The organism is Lentzea tibetensis (assembly GCF_007845675.1).
Taxonomy (GTDB): Bacteria; Actinomycetota; Actinomycetes; order Mycobacteriales; family Pseudonocardiaceae; genus Lentzea; species Lentzea tibetensis.
This window is the reverse complement of sequence record NZ_VOBR01000024.1, coordinates 44,687-67,959: the sequence shown is the minus strand read 5'-3', so window position 1 is coordinate 67,959 and position 23,273 is coordinate 44,687. Positions and strand designations below refer to the sequence as shown.

The 23,273-nt window shown below is 69.3% G+C and carries 30 protein-coding genes; 8 read left to right on the top strand and 22 right to left on the bottom strand.

Features of this window, described 5'->3' with window-relative positions:
* Window positions 1-24: 24 nt before the first annotated feature.
* From FKR81_RS31105 to FKR81_RS31095, 3 genes are read right to left on the bottom strand one after another with little or no spacing between them, the layout of a single operon-like run.
* On the bottom strand, window positions 25-540 hold the full coding sequence (locus tag FKR81_RS31105) for a DUF6609 family protein (RefSeq protein ID WP_146357344.1): 516 nt from the start codon (window positions 538-540) through the stop codon (window positions 25-27).
* A gap of 9 nt (window positions 541-549) precedes the next feature.
* Entirely contained in the window at window positions 550-1,131 is a 582-nt protein-coding gene (locus FKR81_RS31100) for a hypothetical protein (RefSeq protein ID WP_146357342.1), read from the bottom strand.
* A complete protein-coding gene (locus FKR81_RS31095) occupies window positions 1,056-1,808 on the bottom strand; it encodes a hypothetical protein (RefSeq protein WP_146357340.1) in 753 nt (250 codons plus the stop codon). Before FKR81_RS31095 ends, FKR81_RS31100 begins: the two co-directional genes overlap by 76 nt.
* Window positions 1,809-1,990: 182 nt before the next feature.
* Here FKR81_RS31095 and FKR81_RS31090 point away from each other — a divergent pair, with 182 nt between their 5' ends.
* The gene (locus tag FKR81_RS31090) at window positions 1,991-3,223 is read left to right on the top strand and encodes a glycosyltransferase 87 family protein (protein WP_146357338.1); all 1,233 of its coding nucleotides are present in this window, start codon (window positions 1,991-1,993) and stop codon (window positions 3,221-3,223) included.
* Here FKR81_RS31090 and FKR81_RS31085 read toward each other — a convergent pair.
* A complete protein-coding gene (locus FKR81_RS31085; RefSeq protein ID WP_146357336.1) occupies window positions 3,175-3,627 on the bottom strand; it encodes a hypothetical protein in 453 nt (150 codons plus the stop codon). The two genes, FKR81_RS31090 and FKR81_RS31085, sit on opposite strands and share 49 nt — an antisense overlap.
* Before the next feature lie 75 nt (window positions 3,628-3,702).
* On the opposite strand from FKR81_RS31085, the gene lexA reads away from it, so the two are divergent.
* Complete coding sequence (gene lexA / locus FKR81_RS31080; RefSeq protein WP_146357334.1) at window positions 3,703-4,353, top strand: transcriptional repressor LexA; 651 nt, start codon at window positions 3,703-3,705, stop codon at window positions 4,351-4,353.
* 1 nt (window position 4,354) lies between these two features.
* Here lexA and FKR81_RS31075 read toward each other — a convergent pair whose 3' ends face one another.
* From FKR81_RS31075 to FKR81_RS31065, 3 genes are all read right to left on the bottom strand, one after another.
* A complete protein-coding gene (locus tag FKR81_RS31075; protein WP_146357332.1) occupies window positions 4,355-4,672 on the bottom strand; it encodes an ArsR/SmtB family transcription factor in 318 nt (105 codons plus the stop codon).
* Complete coding sequence (locus tag FKR81_RS31070; protein WP_146357330.1) at window positions 4,669-5,106, bottom strand: SRPBCC domain-containing protein; 438 nt, start codon at window positions 5,104-5,106, stop codon at window positions 4,669-4,671. The genes FKR81_RS31075 and FKR81_RS31070 overlap by 4 nt, the downstream gene beginning before the upstream one ends.
* 80 nt (window positions 5,107-5,186) lie before the next feature.
* Entirely contained in the window at window positions 5,187-6,134 is a 948-nt protein-coding gene (locus FKR81_RS31065) for a helix-turn-helix transcriptional regulator (RefSeq protein WP_146357328.1), read from the bottom strand.
* Window positions 6,135-6,191: 57 nt separating this feature from the next.
* On the opposite strand from FKR81_RS31065, the gene FKR81_RS31060 reads away from it, so the two are divergent.
* The 3 genes from FKR81_RS31060 (at window position 6,192) to FKR81_RS31050 (ending at window position 8,611) form a co-directional block, all read left to right on the top strand.
* Complete coding sequence (locus tag FKR81_RS31060) at window positions 6,192-6,815, top strand: GNAT family N-acetyltransferase (RefSeq protein WP_235921866.1); 624 nt, start codon at window positions 6,192-6,194, stop codon at window positions 6,813-6,815.
* 76 nt (window positions 6,816-6,891) lie between these two features.
* Entirely contained in the window at window positions 6,892-7,836 is a 945-nt protein-coding gene (locus tag FKR81_RS31055; RefSeq protein ID WP_146357324.1) for a zinc metalloprotease, read from the top strand.
* Between the two features lie 91 nt (window positions 7,837-7,927).
* Window positions 7,928-8,611, top strand: a complete 684-nt coding sequence (locus tag FKR81_RS31050; RefSeq protein ID WP_146357322.1) for a hypothetical protein — start codon at window positions 7,928-7,930, stop codon at window positions 8,609-8,611.
* A gap of 82 nt (window positions 8,612-8,693) precedes the next feature.
* On the opposite strand, the gene FKR81_RS31045 is transcribed toward FKR81_RS31050, so the two are convergent.
* The 7 genes from FKR81_RS31045 to cds1 all read right to left on the bottom strand — a co-directional run bounded on the left by FKR81_RS31045 (window position 8,694) and on the right by cds1 (window position 15,323).
* Window positions 8,694-9,086, bottom strand: a complete 393-nt coding sequence (locus FKR81_RS31045) for a hypothetical protein (RefSeq protein WP_235921865.1) — start codon at window positions 9,084-9,086, stop codon at window positions 8,694-8,696.
* A complete protein-coding gene (locus FKR81_RS31040) occupies window positions 9,083-9,526 on the bottom strand; it encodes a hypothetical protein (RefSeq protein WP_146357318.1) in 444 nt (147 codons plus the stop codon). The genes FKR81_RS31045 and FKR81_RS31040 overlap by 4 nt, the downstream gene beginning before the upstream one ends.
* Window positions 9,527-9,541: 15 nt before the next feature.
* Window positions 9,542-10,528 carry a hypothetical protein gene (locus tag FKR81_RS31035; protein WP_146357316.1) on the bottom strand — a complete coding sequence of 329 codons (987 nt, stop codon included), beginning with the start codon at window positions 10,526-10,528 and terminating at the stop codon, window positions 9,542-9,544.
* Window positions 10,525-10,917, bottom strand: coding sequence for a hypothetical protein (locus FKR81_RS31030; protein WP_146357314.1), 393 nt, complete (start codon window positions 10,915-10,917; stop codon window positions 10,525-10,527). The genes FKR81_RS31035 and FKR81_RS31030 overlap by 4 nt, the downstream gene beginning before the upstream one ends.
* On the bottom strand, window positions 10,896-13,862 hold the full coding sequence (locus FKR81_RS31025) for a methyl-accepting chemotaxis protein (protein ID WP_146357312.1): 2,967 nt from the start codon (window positions 13,860-13,862) through the stop codon (window positions 10,896-10,898). The genes FKR81_RS31030 and FKR81_RS31025 overlap by 22 nt, the downstream gene beginning before the upstream one ends.
* Window positions 13,859-14,164 carry a hypothetical protein gene (locus FKR81_RS31020; protein ID WP_146357310.1) on the bottom strand — a complete coding sequence of 102 codons (306 nt, stop codon included), beginning with the start codon at window positions 14,162-14,164 and terminating at the stop codon, window positions 13,859-13,861. Before FKR81_RS31020 ends, FKR81_RS31025 begins: the two co-directional genes overlap by 4 nt.
* 70 nt (window positions 14,165-14,234) lie before the next feature.
* Entirely contained in the window at window positions 14,235-15,323 is a 1,089-nt protein-coding gene (cds1, locus tag FKR81_RS31015; RefSeq protein ID WP_328593173.1) for an L-cysteine desulfhydrase Cds1, read from the bottom strand.
* 18 nt (window positions 15,324-15,341) lie between these two features.
* Between cds1 and FKR81_RS31010 the strand changes: the two genes are divergently transcribed.
* Window positions 15,342-16,286, top strand: a complete 945-nt coding sequence (locus tag FKR81_RS31010) for an ADP-ribosylglycohydrolase family protein (RefSeq protein WP_235921864.1) — start codon at window positions 15,342-15,344, stop codon at window positions 16,284-16,286.
* Here the strand turns inward: FKR81_RS31010 and FKR81_RS31005 are convergent.
* From FKR81_RS31005 to FKR81_RS30990, 4 genes are read right to left on the bottom strand one after another with little or no spacing between them, the layout of a single operon-like run.
* Window positions 16,276-16,398: a DUF397 domain-containing protein gene (locus FKR81_RS31005; protein ID WP_328593172.1), complete on the bottom strand. Its 123-nt coding sequence runs from the start codon at window positions 16,396-16,398 to the stop codon at window positions 16,276-16,278. The two genes, FKR81_RS31010 and FKR81_RS31005, sit on opposite strands and share 11 nt — an antisense overlap.
* A gap of 10 nt (window positions 16,399-16,408) precedes the next feature.
* On the bottom strand, window positions 16,409-17,266 hold the full coding sequence (locus tag FKR81_RS31000; protein WP_146357306.1) for a helix-turn-helix domain-containing protein: 858 nt from the start codon (window positions 17,264-17,266) through the stop codon (window positions 16,409-16,411).
* A 56-nt stretch (window positions 17,267-17,322) separates the two neighbouring features.
* Window positions 17,323-17,565, bottom strand: a complete 243-nt coding sequence (locus FKR81_RS30995) for a DUF4229 domain-containing protein (RefSeq protein ID WP_235921863.1) — start codon at window positions 17,563-17,565, stop codon at window positions 17,323-17,325.
* A 9-nt stretch (window positions 17,566-17,574) separates the two neighbouring features.
* A complete protein-coding gene (locus FKR81_RS30990; protein WP_146357304.1) occupies window positions 17,575-18,021 on the bottom strand; it encodes an Lrp/AsnC family transcriptional regulator in 447 nt (148 codons plus the stop codon).
* Between the two features lie 144 nt (window positions 18,022-18,165).
* Between FKR81_RS30990 and FKR81_RS30985 the strand changes: the two genes are divergently transcribed.
* Together FKR81_RS30985 and FKR81_RS43855 are read left to right on the top strand one after the other, a co-directional pair.
* The gene (locus FKR81_RS30985; RefSeq protein WP_146357302.1) at window positions 18,166-18,369 is read left to right on the top strand and encodes a BldC family transcriptional regulator; all 204 of its coding nucleotides are present in this window, start codon (window positions 18,166-18,168) and stop codon (window positions 18,367-18,369) included.
* 55 nt (window positions 18,370-18,424) lie between these two features.
* A complete protein-coding gene (locus FKR81_RS43855; protein ID WP_186763269.1) occupies window positions 18,425-18,598 on the top strand; it encodes a hypothetical protein in 174 nt (57 codons plus the stop codon).
* A 50-nt stretch (window positions 18,599-18,648) separates the two neighbouring features.
* Here FKR81_RS43855 and FKR81_RS30980 read toward each other — a convergent pair whose 3' ends face one another.
* The 4 genes from FKR81_RS30980 to FKR81_RS30965 all read right to left on the bottom strand — a co-directional run bounded on the left by FKR81_RS30980 (window position 18,649) and on the right by FKR81_RS30965 (window position 23,249).
* Window positions 18,649-19,932 carry a MinD/ParA family ATP-binding protein gene (locus FKR81_RS30980; protein WP_146357300.1) on the bottom strand — a complete coding sequence of 428 codons (1,284 nt, stop codon included), beginning with the start codon at window positions 19,930-19,932 and terminating at the stop codon, window positions 18,649-18,651.
* A gap of 100 nt (window positions 19,933-20,032) precedes the next feature.
* Complete coding sequence (gene ccsB / locus FKR81_RS30975; protein ID WP_146357298.1) at window positions 20,033-20,953, bottom strand: c-type cytochrome biogenesis protein CcsB; 921 nt, start codon at window positions 20,951-20,953, stop codon at window positions 20,033-20,035.
* On the bottom strand, window positions 20,953-22,422 hold the full coding sequence (resB, locus tag FKR81_RS30970; protein ID WP_146357484.1) for a cytochrome c biogenesis protein ResB: 1,470 nt from the start codon (window positions 22,420-22,422) through the stop codon (window positions 20,953-20,955). Before resB ends, ccsB begins: the two co-directional genes overlap by 1 nt.
* 41 nt (window positions 22,423-22,463) lie before the next feature.
* Entirely contained in the window at window positions 22,464-23,249 is a 786-nt protein-coding gene (locus tag FKR81_RS30965; protein ID WP_146357296.1) for a cytochrome c biogenesis CcdA family protein, read from the bottom strand.
* Between the last annotated feature and the right edge of the window lie 24 nt (window positions 23,250-23,273).

Sequence of the window (23,273 nt, the reverse complement as noted above, 5' to 3'; positions counted from 1 at the left end):
TGAGGAGGCTGTCCGCGAGGAGGTCTAGTCGACGGCGACGTAGGTCAGCGCGATCATCGACGCCCCGATGAGCACCTTCAGCACGCCGTCGATCGCCCAGAACACCTGGAAGTTGATCGACGTCCTGAGGCCGATCACCGCGTTGATCATGCACGCGACCGCCAGGACGCCGCACAGCGGACCGTGGGAGAACGTGAGGATCAGGAAGTGGGCCGCCACGACGATCAGCATCCACATCCAGAACTCGCGGGTGCCGAACTCGTTCCGGTCCGAGACCAGGTAGACGAGGTAGCCCTCGACCAGGAACGCGACGCCGAGCACGATCCACTGGTACAGCGGGGGTGACCCCAGACCGGCGAAGATGAGCTTGGTCGCGCCTCCGACGGCCATGATGACCACGCCGAGCGCGGCGCCCGCGGCGAGTGCCGGTGCTAGCCACGAACGCGGGCCGATGCCGCCTACGACGATGCCGAGGCCGATCGCCACGAGGAACATCCCGCCGCCGCGCATCAGCGGAAAGGTCATCACCAGGTCAGTCACGGTGCCCATTCAACGCCGGTTCCCTGACGCACCCCTGACGCCCGCCAGCACCCCCAGCAACACGCCCACCCCGGCCAGGCCCCGCACCACGCGCTGACGAGCCGCGCCCGCCGGGTTGATCTCGCCCGCCGGCTGCTGGGACACCAGCACCCAGCTGAAGGACGAACGGATCTCCACCGACCTGGCCGCGACCACCGAACGTCCATCGGGGGACACGTGCGCCCCCGACCTGCCGGCGAACGCTTCCCGCGCGGCGGTCTCCACGACCGGATCGAGCGCGGACAGCCCGTGCGCGGACGCGAGGACGTGCATGTCCTTGTCGACGAGGTGCACGTCTCCCGGCAGCCTCCGCAGCGTGGTGGCGACGTACTCGGTGTCGATCTCGGTGACGACGGTCAGGTCGGCGCCCTCCGTCCAGCTGAACGAGAACAACACGGGAGTCAGGCCGTCCTGCCACCGGAGGTCGGCGCTGACCGGCAGCGGGCCGGGTGTGCGCAACGCGGGCTCACCGACGGTCAGCAGGGGCGTCCCGGCCCGGTCGATGATCGAGATGGTGCGGTAGCGGTCCTGCGCGACCAGTTGCTCCAGCACGGGGCGCAGCGCGCCGAGGTCGTTCGCGTTGGCCGCGACGCCACCGATGTCCGGGCCGCCGTTGACGGGACGAGGCCGGGCCACTCCGCCACCAGGCCTTCCTTCACCGCCTTGGTCGCCGAGACCACCGTGAAGCGCGTCAGGTGCGTGGACGTGACGGGCGCGTGCCCGACGACGGTCACCTGGCCGGCCCTGCTGCCGATCGACGGTTCGTTCGCCGCGATCTCCAGCAGCGGCTGGTCCTCGGGCGGCACGGCGGTGCCGCGCTTGGCGACGACACCACTCCGGTCGAGCAGCACCAGGCCCTCGGCGCGCCTGCTGTCGAGCGGTGCGAACGGGAGTTCCACCGGCACCGACGCGACGAGCAACCGGCCGTCCGGCGCCTCGACCGCCACGAGCAGCCGAAAGTCCTTGTCCCGCAACGGGGTGACGGACACATCCGTGGTCGGCGGCAGCTTGTCGAGCGGCAGCGCCTCACCGACCGCGGAGATCGGTGCGCGGGTGGCGCCGTCGACCAGCGCGACCCCGGCACGGCCGACCTTCAGGCGCGCGGGGTCGACATCGGGGCATCGCGGCGCGACGCGGAGATCGCGGACGGTGGCGTCGACGGTGTCGCTCGTCGACCGCGCCACCTCGGCCGCGAGCTGTTCCTGCGTGTTCAGCACCGCCCGCGGCACGACCGATCATCGGCAGGTTGACCAAAACGTGTCGTACTTCCGGCCGGTGTGGTTACAAAAGTGGCAGGGAAATACCCGCTGAAATGCCGATCGCGACGCCTTCAGCGAATCCGTAGCGTGCTTCGCGGGAGGCCGTCTTGCCGAAAAACGAAAAACCAGGCGCAATACATCGCGCCCTGCTGATGGACGTCGCGCTGTACCTCGGTTTCGCGGTTTTCGCGCGGGCGACCGTGCTGACGTCCGAGTTCCACGGGTTCCGGGTGTGGGGCAATTTCGCCGTCGCCGCTTATCTGCTGGCGGCCGCGCACGCATTGGTGTTGTTGTTGGCCGGTGCGTGGTTGCCGTCGTGGCTGCGGTCGCGGGCGCTGCCGATCTGGCTCGTGGGCGTGGTCGGCACGGCGGCCCCGCTGGGCGTGCTGACGGCGACCAGGCAGAGTGCCGAGAACTTCTCGAACACGCCGTGGACCTGGAGCGCACAGCCCAACGTCTGGGTGATCGAGCGGTCCGCGAAACTGCTTCTCGCGCACGGCACTCCGTACGTGGACGTCACCGCGCTCGGGCGGCCGCCGGACGTCAACGACTACACCCCGTACGGCCCGATGATGACCATTTTCGGGCTGCCCAGAGCGTTGTTCGGCGATGTGCCGTTCACCGACGCGCGGGTCATGTTCGCGATCATCGCCATCGCGGCCACCGCGGTGGCACTGCGGCTGCTGGCGTGGCCGAAGGTTCCCGTGCGGGCCATGCAGATCGCGGCAGCGGGCCCGTTGACGGTGCTCACCACGACCACGGCAGGCGAGGACCTGGCGGTCATCGCGTTGCTGGGGCTGATGGCCGCGCTGGTCGTCCGGGAGAAGCCGGGTTGGGCGGCCGCGGTGGCGGCGACCGCGGTCAGCATCAAGCTGATCGCACTGCCCGCCGCGGTCGTCCTCACCGTGTTCCTGCTCGTCAGGCTCGGCAGACCGGCTCGGTTCGCCGCGATCTTCGCGGGCGTGTGCGCGGCGCTCAGCCTGCCCGTGCTGCTGGTCGACCCCGGCGCGTTCGTCGAGCACGCGATCCGGTTCCCCACCGGCACGGCGCACGTCCAGTCGCCCGCCGCGAGCCCGTTCCCCGGTCACCTGCTCACCGAGCTCGGCCAGACCGGCCACGCGGTGGCGCTGGGACTGCTGGTGGCGGGCGGTCTGGCCAACCTGATCTGGCTGGTGCTGCGCCCGCCCGCCACCGCGGCCGACGCCATGCGACGGATCGTCGCCGGAATGGGGACGGCCATTCTGCTGATGCCCGCGAGCCGGTTCGGTTACCTCGTCTACCCGCTGGTGTTCTTCGGACTGGCGCTGTTCTTCCGTTCGCTGGAAAGGGTTTACGCTCAGCCGCAGTGGACCATGCCGGTGTCGCGGATGGCCATCTCGTCGTAGTAGTACGTGATGGCGCGGATGTTGACGCACTTGCCCTTCGCGTACACCTTCACGGGACCCGCGTAGTACTGGAACTTCCCACCATCGGTGTCGTTGTTGTAGCCGGGACGGTTGTTGTCGTCCTCGCGGAAGTCCTCGTTGTACATGTTGATGCTGGCTTCGTGCTTGAACTGCGAGTAGTACGCGGTCTTCACGTTCGACGCGCAGTTGTAGCCGGTGCTCGCGTTGTAGTAGAGCCGGATGTGGCTCAGCGTGTTGCCGACGCGGGACTTCACCGCGTAGGTGTCGACGAGCGTGCCGGTGCAGCCGTACTCGGCCGCGCTGGCCGTTCCCGGCGCGGTGACCGCGAACGCGCCCGCCATCAGAACCCCGGCCAGCACTCCGGCCTGTCGCAAACGTGTCATGACGACGATGCTCGGCGCGTCCGGTTAAGCGACGGCTAATCAGCGGTTAGCCGAATGGCCGCTACCATTCCGCTGGTGACCGCCTACGACGATCTTGACGACCTGGACACCTCGACGCTGCCGTCCCGGCAGCAGCACATCCTGGCCATGATCCGGGACTGGGTGGTCCGGTACGGGTACTCGCCGAGCACCCGCGAGATCGGTGACGCGGTCGGCCTGCGCTCCTCGTCGTCGGTGTCGAAGCACCTGGCCGCGTTGGAGGACAAGGGTTTTCTGCGACGCAGCTCCTCGATGTCGCGGCCGATCGACGTGCGGCTCTTCCTGCAGTCGGAACCAGCCAAGCCGTCGGACGACGCGGTGCCGGTGCCGGTCGTCGGCCACATCGCCGCGGGCGCGCCCATCTCGGCCGAGGAGCACGTCGACGACATCCTCACGCTGCCGCGCGAGCTCACCGGGCGCGGCAACGTGTTCGGGCTGCGGGTGCGCGGTGACTCGATGATCGACGCCGCGATCTGCGACGGCGACATCGTGGTGGTGCGGCAGCAGCACGAGGCCCACTCGGGTCAGATCGTCGCCGCGATGATCGACGACGAGGCGACCGTCAAGGTGTACCGCCGCCGCAACGGCCACGTCTTCCTCGAGCCCCGCAACCCGGACTACGACGTGATCGACGGTGACAACGCCGTCGTGCTGGGTGCCGTCGTCTCGGTGCTGCGCAGCGTCTGAACTAGGCCTCCTCGGCGAGGCGCTTGATGCGCGCGAGCCGCCGGTCCCACTCGGTCGCGAGCCCCGCCATCCACCGCGCCGTGGCGTTCAGCGCTTCGGGCCGCACCGCGTACCGCACCTCGCGTCCGGCGCGGCTGCGGGACACCAGCCCGGCCGCGTCGAGCACCGCGAGGTGCTTCACCACCGCCTGCCGTGAGACGGGCAGCGCTTCGGCGAGCGTCGTCGCGGTGACCTCACCCCGCGCCGCCATCAGGTCCAGCAACTGACGGCGGGTCGGGTCGGCCAGCGCGACGATGACGCCACCCGGTTCGTCGATCACATCTCGGCGCGCTTCTTGAAGGCGTCGAACACCTGCGGCCAGCCGCTGCTGTTGTCCTTGAACGCCCCGCTGCGCAGCTCGTCCGACCCCGCCAGTGCGGCGAACCCGCTCTCGACCACGCGCAGCCGCACCTGGTCGCCCTCCTGGGTCAGGGTGAACTCGATCAGCGTGCTGTTGTCCTCGCGCAGTTCCTCGCCGGCGAACGCGCTGGCCCACCGGTACGCCAGGTACGTCGGCGGCTCGACCTTCTCCACGCGCACCGGGAACTCGCCGTACTCGGTGTTCTTCGCGATCACCGTCTCGCCCGCCACGGCGACGGTGCCGGACACCGCGCCTTCGTCCGCCACCCAGAAACCCGGCTCGGCGATCAGGGACCAGACCCGCTCCAGCGGTGCCGCGATCAGCGTTTCGCGCTCGATCCTGTCCTCGTTCACGAGGATCTCCTTCCGATTGTGTGCAACCTCAGAGTTGCACATTGGTCCAACGAAGCGCAACCCCAGAGTTGCACTTGGTGCTACTCGGACGCGGCGAGCATGCGTTGGGCGATGGCGCGTGCGGACTGCTTGAGCTCCGGGCACCGCACGATCCGGTAGGGCACCGGGATCACCGCGAGCTCCTCGGCGTACCAGACCGGGTTGCTCGTGCTGCCGACCAACTTGGACGTCCCGGCGTCGACCGGTTCGACGAGGCCGAGCGCCCGTGGCAGCCAGCGCGCGACGGTCTCGGCCGGCGCATCGACGAGGACCTCGATGTCGTACTCCCAGCCGACGGCGAGGTGTTCCTCCAGCACGGCGACCGGGTCGAGATCCGGTGGCGGGACGAAGGAATCGGGCAACGGCGAGACGGACCGGACCCGGTCGATCCGGTACGCCCGGCGCGCGTCCGACTTGTGCGACCAGCACAGCAGGTACCAGCGGCCGTGCCGCACGACGACGGCCCACGGGTCGACCTCGGCGATCCACTCCGAACCTGCCTCGGAGCGGTAGCCGAGCCGCACGCGGCGGTGGGTGGAGCAGGCCTCGACGAGCGCGGTGGTGATCTCGGGTTCGGGGCGAGCAGCGGAACGGTCGGGCGCGGGAGCGGTGGTGCGGCGGACGGCCTCCGCCTGCGCGGCCACCGGCGCCGGGAGTGCGCGCACGATCTTGCCGAGCGCACTGCCCACCGGCCCGGAGGGGTCACCGGCGTCGTGGTGGCCGTCGAGCACGGCCATGACCAGGCCGAGTGCCTCGGTGGCGCTGAACATCAACGGCGGGAGGCGCAGGCCGCGGCCGACGCGGTAGCCGCCATAAGGGCCTCGGGTGGACTCGACGGGAACACCCGCTTCGCGCAGGATGCCGACGTAGCGGCGGGCGGCGCGTTCGGTGACGCCGAGCTTGCCCGCCAGGCGGTCCGCGGTGATGCCGGGTGTGGACTGGAGCAGTTCGAGCGCGAGCAGGGCTCGTGCCGTGGGGCTCGTGGTCACCGTGTTGGCCTCCGTTCCGGCAGCAGAACGTCCGGAATCGTACTTAGCATGCGGGGCGTGACCCCGATCCGCACCGAGCAGCTGACCGTCGTCCCCGCCAACGAGGCGTCGTGGACCGACCTCGCGGCGATCTTCGGCACCAGCGACCCCGGCCGGTGCCAGTGCCAGCGGTTCAAGGTGCGCGGCTGGATCTGGCGCGACTCCACGCAGGAGGAGCGGACCGCGATGCTCCGCGAGCAGACCGGCTGCGACGAACCGGGCGCGCCGAACACCAGCGGGCTCGTGGCCTACGTCGACGGCGAACCGGCGGGCTGGGTGGCCGTCGAGCCGCGGACGGCGTACCCGAAGCTGCGCTCGAAGCCGATGCTGTGGCGCGGGCGGGACGAGGACAGGGACGACGACGGCGTCTGGGCGATCACGTGCTTCGTCGTGCGCAAGGGCTTTCGCGGGCGCGGGCTCACGTACCTGCTGGCCGAGGCGACGATCGACTACGCCCGATCCAGAGGCGCGGCAGCGCTCGAGGGCTACCCGATGATCGCGCCACCCGGCAAGAAGATCACGTGGGGTGAGATGCACGTCGGGGCGCGCCAGGTGTTCGAGGACGCCGGGTTCACCGAGATCACGCACCCCACGCTGCGGCGCGTGGTCATGCGGATCGACTTCCGCGAAACCGCGCCGTAACACTGCTAAAAGTTAAAGTCCTAAAAGGACGTAGTCGTCAGTCAGGATTCCTCCACCCTGCATGGAGGAACACACAATGTCTGAAGTTGCGAAGCGCGCACTCGCCGCCGGCGTGCTGGTGGCCGCGGCGTTCACCCTGACCGGCGCCGCATCGGCCGGTGACGTGGACACGACGGCCGCGCGCCAGTCCGACTGCGTCGACACCCACTCGCTCGCCCGCGGCAAGCCCGGCACCCAGGGCCAGGACCGCAACGAGATCTCCCAGGCGATGGCCGCCGTCATGAACGCGGACCTGCGCCAGAAGGTCGCCGCATCAAGCGGGCAGTTCACCGCGATGGCGGGCGGCACGATCAACGTCGTGTTCCACGTCGTCACCGGCACCGGTGGCGTGGGCTCGATGTCCGACGCGACCATCGCGGAGCAGATCAAGGTGCTCAACACGGGCTTCGCGGGCGCCGAGGCACCGGGTGTCGCGGCGAAGACCGGGTTCAAGTTCGTGCTGCAGCAGACCAAGCGCTGGTCCAACAACACCTGGTTCACCAAGACCGACACCGCGAGCACCGAGAAGGCGATGAAGAGCGCCACCCGCGTCGGCGGCGCGAGCACGCTCAACGTGTGGTCGGTGAACATCGACGGGCTCGGCTTCGCGACGTTCCCGACCTGGTACACCAGCAGCCCGAAGCTCGACGGCGTGGTGATCGACTACACCAGCGTGCCCGGCGGCAGCGCCACGAACTTCAACCTCGGCAAGACGCTGACCCACGAGACGGGTCACTGGATGGGCCTGTGGCACACCTTCCAGGGCGGCTGCACGTCGACCAACGACGAGGTCTCCGACACCCCGGCGCAGTCGAGCTCCACGTCGGGCTGCCCTGCGGGCCGCAACTCATGCTCGCTGCCCGGCCTGGACCCGATCCACAACTACATGGACTACTCCTACGACGACTGCTACAACCAGTTCACCCCCGACCAGAACACCCGCATGCAGAACGCGTGGACGGCGTACCGCGCCGGTAAGTAGCTCCCCCGCGGTTGGCCGGGTCGGTCCCCTGATCGGCTCGGCCAACCGGAACCCATGCACTTTCCGTCTCCTCACCATGAGGGGGAACATCGTGCGTTGGTTCGTGGTGATCGCCGTCGTGCTGGCCGGGTGCGGGGCGCAGGCTCCGCCGATGCCGGAGGGTCTCGCGTTCCGGACGCAGAAGCTCGTCGGCATGCCCCATCCCAACCCGGCCGCGCTGCCGGAGTTCAGCCTCTACGGGGACGGGACGGTGCTCCGGCCCGGTCCCGCGGCCGGCGCGCTGCAGACCGCCGAGTCAGTCCACATAGGACAGGACAGGGCGGAGGAGTTCTACCAGGACGCGCACGACGCCGGGCTGGCGAAGAACCAGCTGATCGAGAACACGCACGTCATAGACGGGTATGCACAGGTGTTCGTGCTGAACTCCGGCGGACAGCGGTTCGTCACCACGGCCGTCAACCCGGAGGACTCGGAGCTCCTCGACTTCCAGGATTCGCTGCACGTGGATGGGCCCGCCACCCCGTACCGGCCGACGAAGATCGCCGCCGTCGGCTGGGCACCGGACTCGTCGCAGCAGGGCCGCCCGTGGCCGTTCGCCGCGCTGGACCAGCGGACGAAGGAGGGGAACTGCGTCGTGCTGGACGCGGCGAAGGCCGAGACGATCGCGCGCGAGACGCCCAAGGGCACGCGGTGGCGCAGCGGCGAGGGGAGTTACGTCGTCGTGTTCCGGCCGCTGCTGCCGGACGAGTCCACGTGCGCCGACCTGGACGTGTGATGGCTTGCCGTTAGGGGCACCCTTGCGACGCCAAGTGTCCCAAGGGTGCCCCTAACGTCCCGAGGGGCCGAGCGAGGGTCGATCACCACGCGTCTTCGGTGAACGACTGCGGCTCGTCGTCGTCCCGCCGGAGCGGTTTGCGCGGCTGCGGCGGTCGCACCGGCTCACCATGGATCAGCTCGTCGAGCCGGGAGCGGTTCTCCTCCAGCGCCTTGCGCACCAACGGGTCGTGCGACGCCTCGCCGGTGAGCACCTGGCGCCAGCTGAGGCCACCGCGCGCGATGCGGTCGGCCAGCGACCGCATCGCGTTCGACGCCTCGGTGGACTTGGCGAACTGCACGACGCGCCGTATGTCCTCTGTGGACGGTTCGCGGCCGCGCAGCTGGGCGGCCTCGCGCATCGCCTTCTCGACGGACGCGACGGCGGCGGTGAGGCCGTCCTCGGCCGCCAGCACGTCCGCGGTCCGCCAGGTCACCACGCGTCTTCCCGGAAGTCCGACGGCCCTTCGTCATCGTCGTCGCCACCGCGCGGCCTGCGCTGGGCGTCCATGATCTCGTCCGCGGTCATGCCCTCGGACAGCATCTGGAACGCCTGGCGCATCTTGGCCATGTTCGCCTGCTGCATCTGCTGCACGTCCGGGTCGGCCGCCGCCCGGCCGCCCACGACGTCGTCCCAGCTGAAGTCGCCCGCGTCGACCTTGCGCTTCAACGCCTTCAGCTCGGCCGGCGCGTCGCGCTCACTGGCGGCCCGCTCGACCTGCTCCGCGATCGCGGCCGTGTCGAGCGGCGGGAGCGGCGGCAGCTGCTGCGACTGCAGGCGGGCGGCCAACTGCTGGGCCTCGCCCAGTCTCGCGTCGACCTGCGCCTCGGCGGCACGCAGTTCCGGGGACTTCCAGCTGTCGTTCGGGGTGCTCATCGCTTCACTTCCAGATCAGTTGGCGCTGAAGAGTCCACGCGGCAGTGCACGCGTCTCGTCTCTGACGTCGGTCAGCTCCGCGCGCGGCGCGACGGTGCGCCACTGGCGGTAGTCGACCTCGGTCAGCCCGAGCTGCGCCGCGACCTCGTAGTTCTCGCCGAGGAAGTTGAGCACCGCGTGGTCACCGCTGACGTCGAGCAGCTCGAACTCGGCGCCGCGCCACGTGCAACGCTTGCGCAGCACCGCGATCTCGTCGACCGCGACGTCGGGGACCTGCAGGAAGCGCGCCCCGTCCTTCTCAGCGAAGTCCTGCGGCGCCTGCTGACCAGGCAGCGGGTGCAGCACCAGCTCGCCCGGCCGGTTGGCGAAGTCCGCGTCGAAGTCGCGCCCCTGGTAGCGCGCGATCAGTCCACGTCGGACGGTCATGCGCAACGTCGCGGGCGCGGGCCAGAAGCGGCTCGGGCCGAACGCGACGTCGTCCGTCGGCACCCAGCCGATCTGCCGGTGCACGTAGAACCCGACGCTCTTCGCCTCGCCGCTCGGCTCGACGCGCCACAGCTCCGCGCCGCTGGGGAGCTCGGTGAGCTCCATGAAGTACTCGGGGATCGGGTTGCTGCTCGGCGTGTACCCGGTGCCGAGGAAGGGCGCCGGGTAGACCGTGCTCGTGCCCATCTTGTGCGCGCTGTCGAGCGTCCGGCCGCCGAACGTCGTCGTGAAGAGCGTGGTGGTGTGCGCGTAGAACCGCAGCAGGTACTGGGTGCCCTTGGGCCAGCCCGGCACCTTGTCGACGCCGAACGCCTCCGTGAACGCGTCCGCGGTGCCCTCCGGGAAGTCCTGCCCCCTGGTGACGAACCCGCCCGCCCGGTGCGCCTCGAAGCGCGCCGGCACGGTCACGTTGCCCAGGTACAGCGCGGCCAGCGCCGGGTGGACGATCTTTTGCACGATCGTCTGCGGCCCGATACCGGCCGGCTTGCGCACGTCGGTGGCTTCTGGGGTGCTCATCCCGCGTGCTTCTCCTTCCAGCGCGCCAGTAGATCGGTGCGCTCGACCTTCAGGTCGACCTCGTCGAGTGGGAACGTGCCGCCGAAACCGCTGTACTGGTCCCCGTCGAGGCCGAGCTCCTTGCCCTTGCTCAGATCCAGCCCCGTGTGGCTGCCGGTGACCCGGCCGCCCTCGATCTTCACGGCGTCGAACGGCTCACCGCGCCAGGTGAACACGGCCCGGTCGACGTACCAGGACTCCAGCTGCTCCGGGCTGACGTGGTCGTCGCCGGGGCTGAGCCGGACGAGCCCCTTGCCGAGGCGCGAGTTCAGCACCTCGTAGAGCTTGCCCTGGTAGACGGCGACCTGCCGGCCGTTGTGCTCGGGGATCACGATCCGACCGGCTTCCACGACCCGTTGTCCCGCGTGTAGTAGGCGAACATCTCTTCGGAGCCATCCTTGTTGACCCGCCACATCTCGGCGCGGTCACCCATGTTCTCACCGTTCGCCCGCCACTCCGGCACACCGCCACCGGTGTGCCCGGTGCCCGTGTACGGCGCGTCGCCGCGCACCGGATCGCTGCCGGTGACGTTGCGCATCATGTCGGCCGTCCCGTCCTGACCCCACTGCGCGCCGAACGCGACCGGCATCCGGCCGGCGTCGGGCTGCACGGCCCACCGCAGCTGGATCGCGGAGTCCTGGTTGCGGTCCGGGATCGGGGACCAGCCCTGCTCGCCCTTCGCACGGGTCGGCGAGTCGTCGAGCGCGAGCCCGTCGTGCAGCCCGGACGGCGTGTTGATCGGCGCGACGTCCTGGCCGCGGGCGACGAACCCGCGGACGCTGTCCGCCGCGTACTCGCCCTTGAAGTACTTGTCGACGTCCTCCGGCCGCAGCGCCTTCGTCATGACCGAGCCGTCGTCAGCTGTCATCTGGCTGCGGACGTCCACGATCCGGCGCGCCTGGTCCTCCGTCAGCTCGTGCGACGGCCTGCGCGTCATCTCCTCGTACTCACGACGCTCGGCCTCGTTCGGGATGAGGTCGTTCAGCTGCTCGTGGTAGTTCGGACCGCCGTCGCGCATGGCCTGGTTGTCGAACTGGCCCTTTTCATCGTCGTGTCCGCCCGTGTGGTGCTCGGCTGGGGGCGGGGTGTCGCCGCCGTGGTCTCCCGTTGGGCTGCTCGGGGTGCTCGGGTCGTGGTGGTCGCCGGTGGCCGGGGTGTCCGGGTGGGCCGGGGTGTCGTGGGGCTTCGTGTCGTGCGGGGTGTCGTGCGGGGTGTCGTGGGTGTCGGTGCCGCTCGACGGGGTTGAGTCGGTGTCCGGCTTCGTCGGGTGGTCCGGCTTCGTGGACTCGTGGGTCGCGTCCGGGTGGGACGGGGTCGACTCGTGGGTGCCTGGGGTGTGCGGCGTTGTGCCGGGTGCGTGGGGCGTGGTGCCCGGCGCGTGCGGGGTTGAGCCGCTCTCCGGCGCGTGCGGGGTCGTGCCCGGCGCATGCGGCGTGGTGCCTGGCGTGTGGGGCGTCGTGCCGGTCGGCGAGCCCGGCGTGGAGCCGGTCGTCGAGGAGTGCGGCGTGGTGCCCTGGGAACCAGGGGTGTGCGGGGTTGAACCCTGCGCACCCGGAGTGGTGCCGGTGGTTGGGGAATGCGGCGTCGTGCCCTGCGAACCAGGAGTCGAACCCGGCGCGTGCGGCGTCGAGCCACCCGTCGGCGAGCCCGGCGTGGAGCCCGAGGTCGGGGAGTGTGGGGTCGAGCCCTGCGAGCCAGGAGTGTGCGGGGTCGTGCCCGGCGCGCCCGGCGACGTACCGGTCGTCGGCGAGTGCGGGGTTGAGCCACCCGTCGGCGAGTGCGGGGTCGAGCCCTGCGAGCCAGGAGTGTGCGGGGTTGAGCCCTGCGAGCCTGGCGTGGTGCCGGTGTGCGCCGATGAAGTCGGCGTGGAGCCGGAGGACGGCGCGTGCGGAGCCGAGCCCTGTGAGCCGGGGGTGTGCGGAGCCGAGCCCTGCGAACCCGGCGCGTGCGGCGTGGAGCTCGGCGAGCTTGGGGCGTGCGGGGTCGAGCCCGGCGTGTGCGGGGTCGCGGTCGGCGTGCGGGGCGGCGCGGTGGCCGAGGTGCCCGTCGAGTCGCCCGGCCGAGGCGTCGGCGCGTGCTGCTGAGGAGTCTGGGCGTGCTGAGGAGCGTGCTGGGGGCCCGCGGTCGGCGTCGGCGTGTGGGACGCGGTCGGCGTGGGCGCCGGGCCAGCCGGGGTCGGGTGCTGGGCCACGGGGGTCGACGTCTGGGCGTGCGTCGTGTCGCCGCGGTTCGCCGGAGGCGGCGTGTGCGTCGGGCCGCCGGACGGAGCCGGGGCCGACGAGGACGGGCCGCCGGAGCCGTGCACGGGGGGCGGGGTGTGGGCCGGGCCGCCGGACGGGGCCGGACCAGAAGAAGAAGGCGTGCCGTCGGAGCTGTGCATCGAAGGCGGAGCGGACACGGCGGGACCGCTCTGCGAGGTCACGGCAGAGGTGCCGGTGGCGTCAGAGCCGCCAGAGGGCTTCTGGTAGTCGCGGGCGGAGCTGTGGATGTCCTGGCCGCGGTCGCGAATCTCGGTCGCGCTGTCCTTGACGGACTGGACGCCGTCCTTGATGTCGTTGACCGAGTTGCGAACGTCGCGGACGCCCTCGGCGACCTCCTGGGTCGCGTTCATGGCCTCGGCCAGGCTGTCGGCGTCCTTCAGCTTGCCGAGAGCGGAAGCGATGTTGCCGACGGCGTCGAAGAGGGCCTTCACGTCGGTGATCAGCTTCTGGATGGTCTCGATGATGTCCATGACGCGCTGGTAGATCTGGTACGCGTTCCAGACCATCTCGGCGGCCTTGACCCAGCCCGCGACCGGGATCCACACGGTCGCTGCGGCCTGGACGAGCTTCTTGACCAGGTAGTCCAGCAGGCGAGCGGCCTGCTTGCCCAGGGCCTCGGCGCCCTCGGCGACGGTGTCGAAGCCCTTGGCGATGACGTGGGCGATGCCCATCTCCGCCAGGAGGCCCGCCTTCCAGCCCAGCGCGATGTAGCGCTCGTGGGCCTTGGCCGCCTCGCCGTCCCAGCTGTCGCGCAGCTGAGCGACGTTGTGGGTCAGGTTGTACGACATGTCGTTCATGGCGGTGCCGACGTTGCGCCACGCGTCGCCGTCCGCGCGGATCTTCGACCAGTCGCCGGTGATCGGGGTGATGATCGTCGCGACGAGGCTGTTGCCGGTCACCTGTTCGAAGATCCAGTTGACGGCCTGGAGCTCCCAGCCGCAGTCCTCGAGGACGTCGTTCAGCGACGCCTTGTCGATCTCCGGGGGCTGCAGTGCGTCTGCGATCGGACGGGGGTCCGCGAAACCCGTGCTCATCGCAGGATCCCCTCGAACATCTTCTTGTGCGCCTGCTCGATCTTGTCGTAGTCGTCGGCGGTGGCGTCGATCGCCGACGCGGCACCCTCCAACTTGGACTTGCCGAAGTCGAGGGTCTCGTCGAACAGCGCGCGCACGAGGTCGACACCCGGCTGCAGCAGCGTCAGGAGACCGGTGAACCCGCTCTTGTCGCACGCCGTGTCCCGCACGTAGCCGCGGATGGTCTCGAACTCGCCCGCCTCGGTGCGCAGGTACTCGGCGTACCCGCGCAGCTCGGCGGGGTCGGTGTACAGCAAGGACACGACGCCGTCCCCCTCGATTGAGCTGCTTGATTCCACGCTGTGACGCAGCTCGCCAGCGTACGGTTCCGGCCTACCACTTACCCGTCGAATGGAAATCCTGGAGCTTGCCCAGGAAAGGCGTCAGGTCCATGCCCTGACCGGTGACCCAGGCGTCGTCGTAGTAGGTGTGCGCATAACGCTCACCGCCGTCGCACAGCAGCGTCACGACGCTGCCGCGCGTCCGGGACAGGCGCATCTCCGAGATGATCTGGAACGCGCCCCACAGGTTCGTGCCGGTCGACCCGCCCACCCGGCGACCCAGCAACGTCTCGACGAAACGAATGGTCGCGATCGACGCCGCGTCCGGCACCTTGATCATCCGGTCGATGACCTGGCCGACGAACGACGGCTCCACGCGCGGGCGGCCGATGCCCTCGATGCGTGAACCCCGCGCGCCGATGAGGGACGGGTCCGAGTTGTTCCAGGCGTCGAAGAACACCGAGTGTTCCGGGTCGACGACGGCCAGGCGCGTGTTGAGCTTGCGGTAGTGGATGTAGCGGCCGATGGTCGCCGACGTGCCGCCGGTGCCCGCGCCGACCACGACCCAGTCCGGCTCGGGCGACGCCTCCAGCTTCATCTGGTCGAAAATGGACTCGGCGATGTTGTTGTTGCCGCGCCAGTCCGTCGCGCGCTCGGCGTGCGTGAACTGGTCCATGAAGTGGCCGCCCAGCTCGGACGCCAGCCGCCGCGACTCGTCGTAGATCGCGCTCGGCGAGTCGACGAAGTGACATCGGCCGCCCTCGCGCTCGATCAGCGCGACCTTCTCCTCGCTCGTCGAACGCGGCATCACCGCGATGAACGGCAACCCGAGCAGCCGCGCGAAGTACGCCTCGGACACGGCCGTCGAACCCGACGACGCCTCGATCACGGGCGTGCCACCGGCGACCCAGCCGTTGCAGATCGAGTACAGGAACAGCGAGCGCGCCAGCCGGTGCTTCAGCGAACCGGTCGGGTGCGTCGACTCGTCCTTCAGGTAGAGGTCGATGCCCCAGTCCGGCGGCAGCGGGAACCGCAGCAGGTGGGTGTCCGCGCTCCGGTTCGCGTCCGCCTCGATGATCTTGACGGCCTCGCACACCCAGTGACGCGTTCTGCTGCAACTGCGGTCCACGGAAGTACTCACGCGGGCACCATAACTTCCGTGGAGAACTTTCTCGGATCGCTGCTCGCGGGCGCGGTCGGCGACGCGCTCGGAGCACCCATCGAGTTCAACCGGATCGGTGACATCCGGGCCCGCTACGGCCCGTCCGGACTCACCGACTACGCACCCGCCTTCGACGGCCTCGGCTCGATCACCGACGACACCCAGATGACGTTGTTCACCCTGGAGGGTCTGATCTTGGCCCGCCGCAACGGAATCGATCCCATGCTCACCGTCCGCGCCGCCTACGGTCGCTGGCTGCAGACGCAACAGGGCCCGGAGACCACCCACGACGGCTGGCTCATCGACGTCCCGGAGTTGCACTCGCTGCGCGCGCCCGGCAACACGTGCCTCACGGCGCTGCGCAAGGACGCCAACAACAACTCCAAGGGCTGCGGCGGCGTGATGAGGGTCGCGCCGTGCGCGCTCTGGTCGGACGACCCGGCCGAGGTGTTCGCGCTCGCGGCCGGGTGCGCTCGGCTCACGCACGGCCACCCGAGCGGCTACCTGTCGGCGGGCGTGCTCGCGGTGATCGTGCACCAGGTGCTGCGCGGCGCGGACGTCGTCACGGCCACCGGACTCGCCCGCCAGATCCTGGTCGGCCACCAGGGACACGAGGAGCAGACGGCACTGCTCGACAAGGTCGCCGGCCTCGGACGGCCCACGCCCGAGCTGATCGAGTCCGAGCTGGGCGGCGGCTGGGTCGGCGAGGAGGCGCTCGCGATCTCACTGCTGTGCGCGATCCACGCGGACAACCTGGCCGACGGACTGCTCCTCGCGGTCAACCACTCCGGCGACAGCGACTCGACCGGTGCCATCTGCGGAAACATCCTCGGCGCGCGCGACGGCGCCGGCGCCATTCCTTCGCACTGGCTGGAGCCGCTGGAGCTCCGCGAAGTGATCGAACGGCTGGGCAAAGAAGGCCTTGAGGCGCTCAGCGGCTGACGAACTCCCGCCACGCTTCCGGCGAGAAGGTCAGGGTGGGACCGGTGGTGTTCTTCGAGTCACGCACGCGCACAGCCTCGGAGAACGCCACCTCGACGCAGTTGTCGTCCACGGTGGCACCGCTATAGCTGCTCTTCCGCCACGAGTCCTGGAGCATCGCGTTCCTCTCGCGAAATGATCACGAGCTTCGACAGCTCGCGTCGCGATTGTCCCGCATCCAAAGCCACGGCATCCAGCCGCTGAAAGATCGACTTGACCGTGGCGACAGCGGCCGGATCCTGCGCGAACACCTTCGCGATGTCGTTGGAGGTGAAGGCGACCGGCGCTGTCCTCTCGTACTCCCAGAGCACGTAGCTCGCCGAGAACGGGATCGCGACAGATGCCGGGATGAGGCGCACGGTGTGGGTGTTGTGGAGCATCCGCCTGATCTGCCGTGCCATCAGCTCATCGCCGCCGACCTTCATCTGCAGCACGTTCTCGTGGATGAAGAACGTGGCGGTGGGCCGATCGAACCGCCGCAGAATGGCCTGGCGATCCATGCGATTGCGGATACCCGCCTCGATCTCCTCATCCGACGCGAGCCCTCCCAACCTAAAGAGCTCTCGCGTGTACTCCTCAAGCTGGAGCAAACCCGGAATCGCCACGTTGTCGTAGCTGGTGATCGCGGAGGCCGACGTCTCGGCCATCACCATCGTGCGCAGGTTCTGCGGCACCTGCACGAAGTAGAGGTTGAAGGCGTCGCGGTACCGCTCCAGGAACGCGTTGATGAAGTCGCGGTCCTTGCCGCACGCGGTGAGGAACTGGACGAGGTCGATCTCGCTGGCGTGGACCTTGCCGTTCTCGATGTTGGAGACCTTGCTCTGGTCCCAGTTCAAGGCGGTGGCGAAGCACCTGCCGTTGTACCGGGTCCCCGTTTCGCGCAGTCGGCGCAGCTCATCGCCGAGATCCCGGCTGTATGGCGTGGAGGCAATGCAGGTCATACGGCCGAAGCTAGGCTATGGATTGGGGCCAAACACCTTGCCCGATCGGTGGTGTCTCAGGCGTCCCCGCGCAGCTCGGCACGCAGCTTCGCGCGTTCGACCTGACGCTCGTTGAGGCCCTCGGCGACGCGCTGGCGCAGTCCGCGGAACAGGAACAGCGACACCGGCAGCGCGACGACGACACCGACGGCCAGCGCGACCACGAGCGGCACCTCGACGAGCAGCAGACCGCCCGCCACGAGGGCGACGAGGCCCAGCCGGGCGAGGACGTAGAGCGTCACATCACGACCAAGGTGCACGTCACCAGGTTACTCGGACGTGTTCGGGCGTCCTTCGAAGCGTGTCGACAGCACGACCGTCGTGCGGGTGCGCGCGACACCGGGGATGCGGCGCAGGCGGCCGAGAGACCGCTCCAGGTCGTCGACCGTGGCGACGCGCACCTTCACGATGAACGACTCGTCGCCTGCGACCCGGTAGCAGGACTCGACCTCGATGAGCTCGGCCAGCGAGTCGGCCAGGTCGTTGTCGTCGGCGGTGTCGGTGGGGTGGATGCCGATCAGCGCGGTGACCCCGAGTCCGACGGCACTCGGGTCCACGACCGCGTGATATCCGACGATCACGCCGGTAGCTTCGAGCTTGCCGACCCGTTCGTGCACCGCGGAGGCGGACAACCCCACCTGGCGGCCGAGATCGGCGTAGGTGGCGCGCCCGTTGGCGCGCAAGGCGGCGATGATCTGACGATCAAGGGCATCCACCCGCGACAGCTTAGAGGGCTGGGGATGGATGTCCGAAAGCAGACTTTTCGTCCCTTACTTCCTCTTTACCTTCAGACAAGTGTTCGAGTACCTGCCGGGTGAGATGACACGATGCGGGCGGTACGTCTGATCTGAGGAGGACGAGTGACCGCGTCCGAACGTCTGCTCACCCCTGGGGAAGTCGCCAACCTGTTCCGGGTCGACCCGAAGACCGTGACACGCTGGGCGACAGCGGGCCGCATCGGCTCCATCCGCACACCGGGCGGCCACCGCCGGTTCCGCGAGACGGAGGTCAAGGCGCTGCTCAACGAGTTGACGACCGAGGCCACTGAACCCGTTCGCCACTGAACCCGTAGTACCCCTGTGCCGCGAGTAATGTCGTGGCAAAGGAGGTGTGGCGTCCGTGATCTACCTACTCGCCGCGATCGGTGCGCTCACCGTGGCAGTGCTGGTGTGGCGTGCTTTCGCCCCGCAGCAAACGGAGTTCACGCCGGGGCGGAAGACCATCGCGCCCGACGACGATCCAGAGTTCCTGCGCAAGCTCGACGAGAAGCGCCGCAAGGGCAACGAGGAGTGACCTGAAAATGGGCCCCGCGAAAATTCGTGGGGCCCATTTCGCACCTCCAGCTAGCTGGGGAAGTCGTCCGCCACGACGGCGGCGAGCTCCAGCATGGCGAGCCGGGTGTCCGGCGCGAGCTTGTTCAGGTCGATCTCCGCGCCCTCTTCGAGGTGCTCGTCGAACGGGATCCGGACGACCGCGCGGCAGCGGGACGCGAAGTGCGCGGCCAGCTTGTCCAGGTCGACCTTGCCGGACTTCGGGCGCACCGAGTTGATCACCGCGACGGACTTGGCGACGAGGTCGCGGTAGCCGTGCGCCTCCAGCCAGTCCAGCGTGGCGGCCGAGGTCTGCGCGCCGTCGACCGAGCCGGACGACACGAGGACCAGTGAGTCCGCCTGGTCCAGCACGCCCTTCATGGCCGAGTGCATGAGTCCGGTGCCGCAGTCCGTGAGCACGATGTTGTAGAAGTGCTCGAGCAGCGCGACCGTGCGCAGGTAGTCCTTGTCGCTGAACGCCTCGGACACCGCCGGGTCTTGCTCGGACGCCAGCACCTCGAGGCGGCTGGGCGACTGCGAGGTGTAGCGGCGGACGTCGCTGTACTTCGTGATCGCCGACGCGTCGCGCAGCAGGTGCCGCACCGTCGCCGTGGTCTCCCGCGGGATCTTCAACGCGAGGGTGCCGCGGTCCGGGTTCGCGTCGACCGCGATGACCCGGTCGCCGCGCAACGACGAGAACGTCGAGCCGAGCGTGGTCGTCGTCGTCGTCTTGCCGACGCCGCCCTTCAGCGACAGCATCGCGATCTTGTAGCACCCGCGCAGCGGCTGGTTGATGCGCGTGATCAGCTCACGGCGCCGCAGGTCAGCGGGGCTCTCGCCCAGGTTGACCAGCCCGCCGGACGCCGAGTGCAGCGTCTTGCGCCAGCCCGAGGACGGCGGCCGCTTCTCCTGCTTGATCAGCTGCTGCGACGAGACGTCCTGCGCGCGCGGCGGCACGCCTGCCTGGTACTGCCGCTGCGGGAAGTTGTTCGGGTAAGGAGTCTGGTACGGCCCCGACTGCGACGGGTCCACCTGGTACGGGCCCGACTGTCCCCCACCCACGTGGTACGGGCCGGATTGCCCGCCGCTCACGTGGTACGGACCTGACTGTCCACCGCTGACCTGGTACGGGCCCGACTGGGCACCACCGACGTGATACGGGCCCGACTGCCCACCGCTCACGGGGTACGGCCCGGACACGTGCTGCGGGCCGGACTGCTGAGCCGGATCGTTCTGGGCGCGGTCGATGAAATCGGTCGTCGGGTCCACGTACTGCGGGCCGGAGCCCGGTTCCTCACCCGGTGGTTGCCATGTCACCGTGTGGCCTCCTGAGCAAGGCGGATCGAGACCTCCCCGACCCCCACGTTGCGACGGTACGCAACGTGCGACGGTTCCCACGACCTGGGGTGAGAAGTCGCTACAACCCGGCGTACGAATGCAACCCGCTCGTCACCAAGTTGATGAAGAACAGGTTGAACACGGTGAACGCGAAGCCGAGCGAGTTGATCCACGCCGCGCCGGAACCGCGCCAGCCCGCCGTCGCGCGCGCGTGCAGATACGCGGCGTACACGACCCACGAGACGAACGCGACCGTCTCCTTGGGATCCCAGCCCCAGAACCGGCCCCACGCGGCCTCGGCCCAGATCGCTCCGCAGATGATCCCGGCCGTGAACAGCGGGAACGCGACCACGGTGCTGCGGTAGGCGATGCGGTCCAGCACGTCGGCGGACGGCAGCTTGGGGAACTTCTCCGGATTCTTGTTCTTGATCAGGAACAGGATGCTGGCGACACCGGGGATGAGCAGCATGCCGGAGCTGATCGAGATCACCGAGACGTGGATCACCAGCCAGTACGACTGGAGCGCCGGCATCACGGGCGCGGCCTCGGCGTACAGCACGGTGCCGCCGAGGAACATCAGCACCACGATCGGCGCGAGCACGTACCCGCCGAGCTTGCGGATCGGGAACTTGGTCATCAAGACGACCCACGTCACCACGGCCGCGAGGCACAGCAGCGACATGTACTCGTACATGTTGCCCCAGGGCGCGCGGCCGGTCGCGACACCGCGCAGCACCAGCGACGCGAGGTGCAGACCCGCGCCGAGCACGGTCAGCGCGGCGCCCATGCGACCGAAGCGCTCGGAGCGGGTGAGCTCCTGCTTCGGCGGTTTCGGCTGCTCGACGAGGCCGGGGATCCGGCCCGCGGCGACGGCCTCCTTGCGCGGAGCACGTGTGAAGGCCTGCTCGACCAGGTACAGCATGATCGCGAAGACGTAGACGCCGGCGGCGCTGTTGTACGTCCAGTCGCTGTACGTCGACAGCGTCTCGTTGACCGGCATCACGTCTCCTTGCTCAACAGCACCGCGGCCAGGCGGGTGAACTCCTCGCCGTACCCGGCCTGGTCGGTTCTCGCGAGGCCGCCGACCTCGACCAATGTACGACCGTCGTCCTGACGGGTCGCGCGCACCCAGAAGCGGCGGCGCTTGACGGTGAGGGACACCCCGAGTCCCAGGATGATCAGGATGGCGAAGATCAGCACCCACACCTGGGACGGGTCGTGGGACACCTGCAGCGACACCCAGTCGTTGACGCCGTCGAAGCGGACCTTCGTGCCGTCGTCGAGCGCCACCTCCTCGCCGACCGCGAGGTTCTTGCGGGCGACCTTCTTGAGTCGTCCCTGCTCGACCATGCCCTGGTCGATCGAGAAGATCGACTGGCCCCGGCCGTCGTCAACACCCAGGTCACCGCGGTAGACGTCGATCGCAACCATCGGGTCGTTCAGCGCCGGGAAGCGCGAGGTGAGGATCGTGCCGTGCATCGCGGGGCTCGGCGCCAGCAGGCCGGTGACCGCGATCTGGTTCTTGCGGCGCTCCTCCGCGTCCGTGAGCGGCGGGTCGAACTTCGTCGCCCCCTCGGACGCGAGCGTGAACTGGTCGACCGGCACCCACTGGGTCGCGTTGGTGCGCTGCACGCCGTTCGGGAAGGTCACCGTGAACTTCGGCGTGTAGCCGTGGCCGAGCAGGTAGACCCGGTCGCCCTCGGTGCGCAGCGGCTTGTTGACCTGGACGTTGAACGGCCGCCAGGTGCCGGCATCCAGGTCCGCACCGGACTGGTACTCGATGTCCGCCTGGTAGCTCTTGGCCTGCCCGTTGTCGAGGTACTCGGCTTTGAAGCCGTCGACCTTGACGCAGAACGGGGTGAGGTCGCTGCCGTCGACGCGGAGGCCGGGGCGGAAGGTGTCGAAGTTGAGGATGCCGCCGTTGCAGAACTGGCCGCCGTTGGCCTGCACGATGACCTGGCCCTCGTAGCCGACCATCTTGCCGGTGGCGAACGACACGAGCAGGCCGAGCAGCGCGAAGTGGAAGACGAGGTTGCCGGTCTCGCGGAGGAACCCGCGTTCGGCGCTGATCGTGGCGTCGCCGGTGTTCTTGCGCCAGCCGCCGAGCAGCTTCCCAGCGCGTGCGATCACCTCGTCCGGCGACTCGTCCGTCTCGGCCTGCGCGTGGTGCGGCAGCCGGGACAGGTTGCGCGGCGTGAGCACCGGCTTCGCCCTGGCCTGCTTGAAGTACTCCCAGGTGCGCGGCAGCAGGCAGCCGCAGAGCGAGACGAACAGCAGCAGGTAGATCGCGGCGAACCACGGGGTCGCGTAGACCTCGAAGAAGCCCAGCTTCAGCAGGAACCGGCCCCACCAGCCGTGCTGCGCGACGTACTCGTCGACCTTCTGGGCGTTGAGCGAGAGCTGCGGCAGCAACGCGCCCGGCATCGCGGCGAGCGCGAGCAGGAACAGCAGGATGAGCGCGGTGCGCATCGACGTGAGGCCGCGCCAGGTGTTGCGGAGGAAGGCGGTCACTAGAGCGGCAACTCCACGTCGTTGACGACCACGATGCGCAGCCAGCCGACGAAGTCACCCCAGAGCCCGGTGACGAGCGCGACACCGACGAGCACCAGCATGACGCCGCCGAAGATCTGCACCTGACGGGTGTGCGCGCGCAGCCAGCCGGTCATCTTGAGCGCCCAGCGCGCGCCGAGCGCGATGAGCACGAACGGCACGCCGAGGCCGAGGCAGTAGGCGAGGATCAGCACGATCCCGCGGCCCGCCGCGCTGCCGACCTCGGTGCTGCGCGCCATGGCGAGCACACCGGCGAGCGTGGGACCGACGCACGGCGCCCAGCCGAACCCGAAGACCGCGCCGAGCAGCGGTGCGCCGAGCAGCCCCGCCTTCGGCTTCGTGTGCAGGCGAACGTCCTTCTGCAACATCGGGACGAGTCCGATGAAGACCAGTCCCATCGCGATCGTGATGACGCCGCCGATGCGCTGGAACGTCGCCTCGTTGAACCACAGCAACTCGGTGGCGCCGAGCACCGCGACGGACGTCAGCGCGAAGACGACGGTGAAGCCGAGCACGAAGAGCAGCGCCGCACCGGCGACGCGCCACCGGCCGGCCTTGGCCGGTTCGCCGGTGCTCACCGCGGGCGCTTCGGCACCGACCAGCCCGGCGAGGTACGCCAGGTAGCCGGGTACGAGCGGCACCACGCACGGTGACGCGAACGAGACGAGGCCTGCGAGCAGTGCTACCCCGGTGGCCAGCAGCAATGGTCCGCTGGTGGCCAGTTGAGTGGGATCCACACAGTTCAGAGTAGGTAGTTGCCCAGATCACGT

Coding starts and splice junctions, on each gene's coding strand:
- FKR81_RS31055 (WP_146357324.1), top strand. CDS start 6,892: ATGTCTGAAGTTGCGAAGCGCGCACTCGCCGCCGGCGTGCTGGTGGCC.
- FKR81_RS31090 (WP_146357338.1), top strand. CDS start 1,991: ATGGACGTCGCGCTGTACCTCGGTTTCGCGGTTTTCGCGCGGGCGACC.
- FKR81_RS31035 (WP_146357316.1), bottom strand. CDS start 10,528: ATGAGCACCCCAGAAGCCACCGACGTGCGCAAGCCGGCCGGTATCGGG.
- FKR81_RS31025 (WP_146357312.1), bottom strand. CDS start 13,862: ATGAGCACGGGTTTCGCGGACCCCCGTCCGATCGCAGACGCACTGCAG.
- FKR81_RS31000 (WP_146357306.1), bottom strand. CDS start 17,266: ATGACCTGCATTGCCTCCACGCCATACAGCCGGGATCTCGGCGATGAG.
- ccsB (WP_146357298.1), bottom strand. CDS start 20,953: ATGCCGGTCAACGAGACGCTGTCGACGTACAGCGACTGGACGTACAAC.
- FKR81_RS31040 (WP_146357318.1), bottom strand. CDS start 9,526: ATGAGCACCCCGAACGACAGCTGGAAGTCCCCGGAACTGCGTGCCGCC.
- FKR81_RS31085 (WP_146357336.1), bottom strand. CDS start 3,627: ATGACACGTTTGCGACAGGCCGGAGTGCTGGCCGGGGTTCTGATGGCG.
- resB (WP_146357484.1), bottom strand. CDS start 22,422: ATGCGCACCGCGCTCATCCTGCTGTTCCTGCTCGCGCTCGCCGCGATG.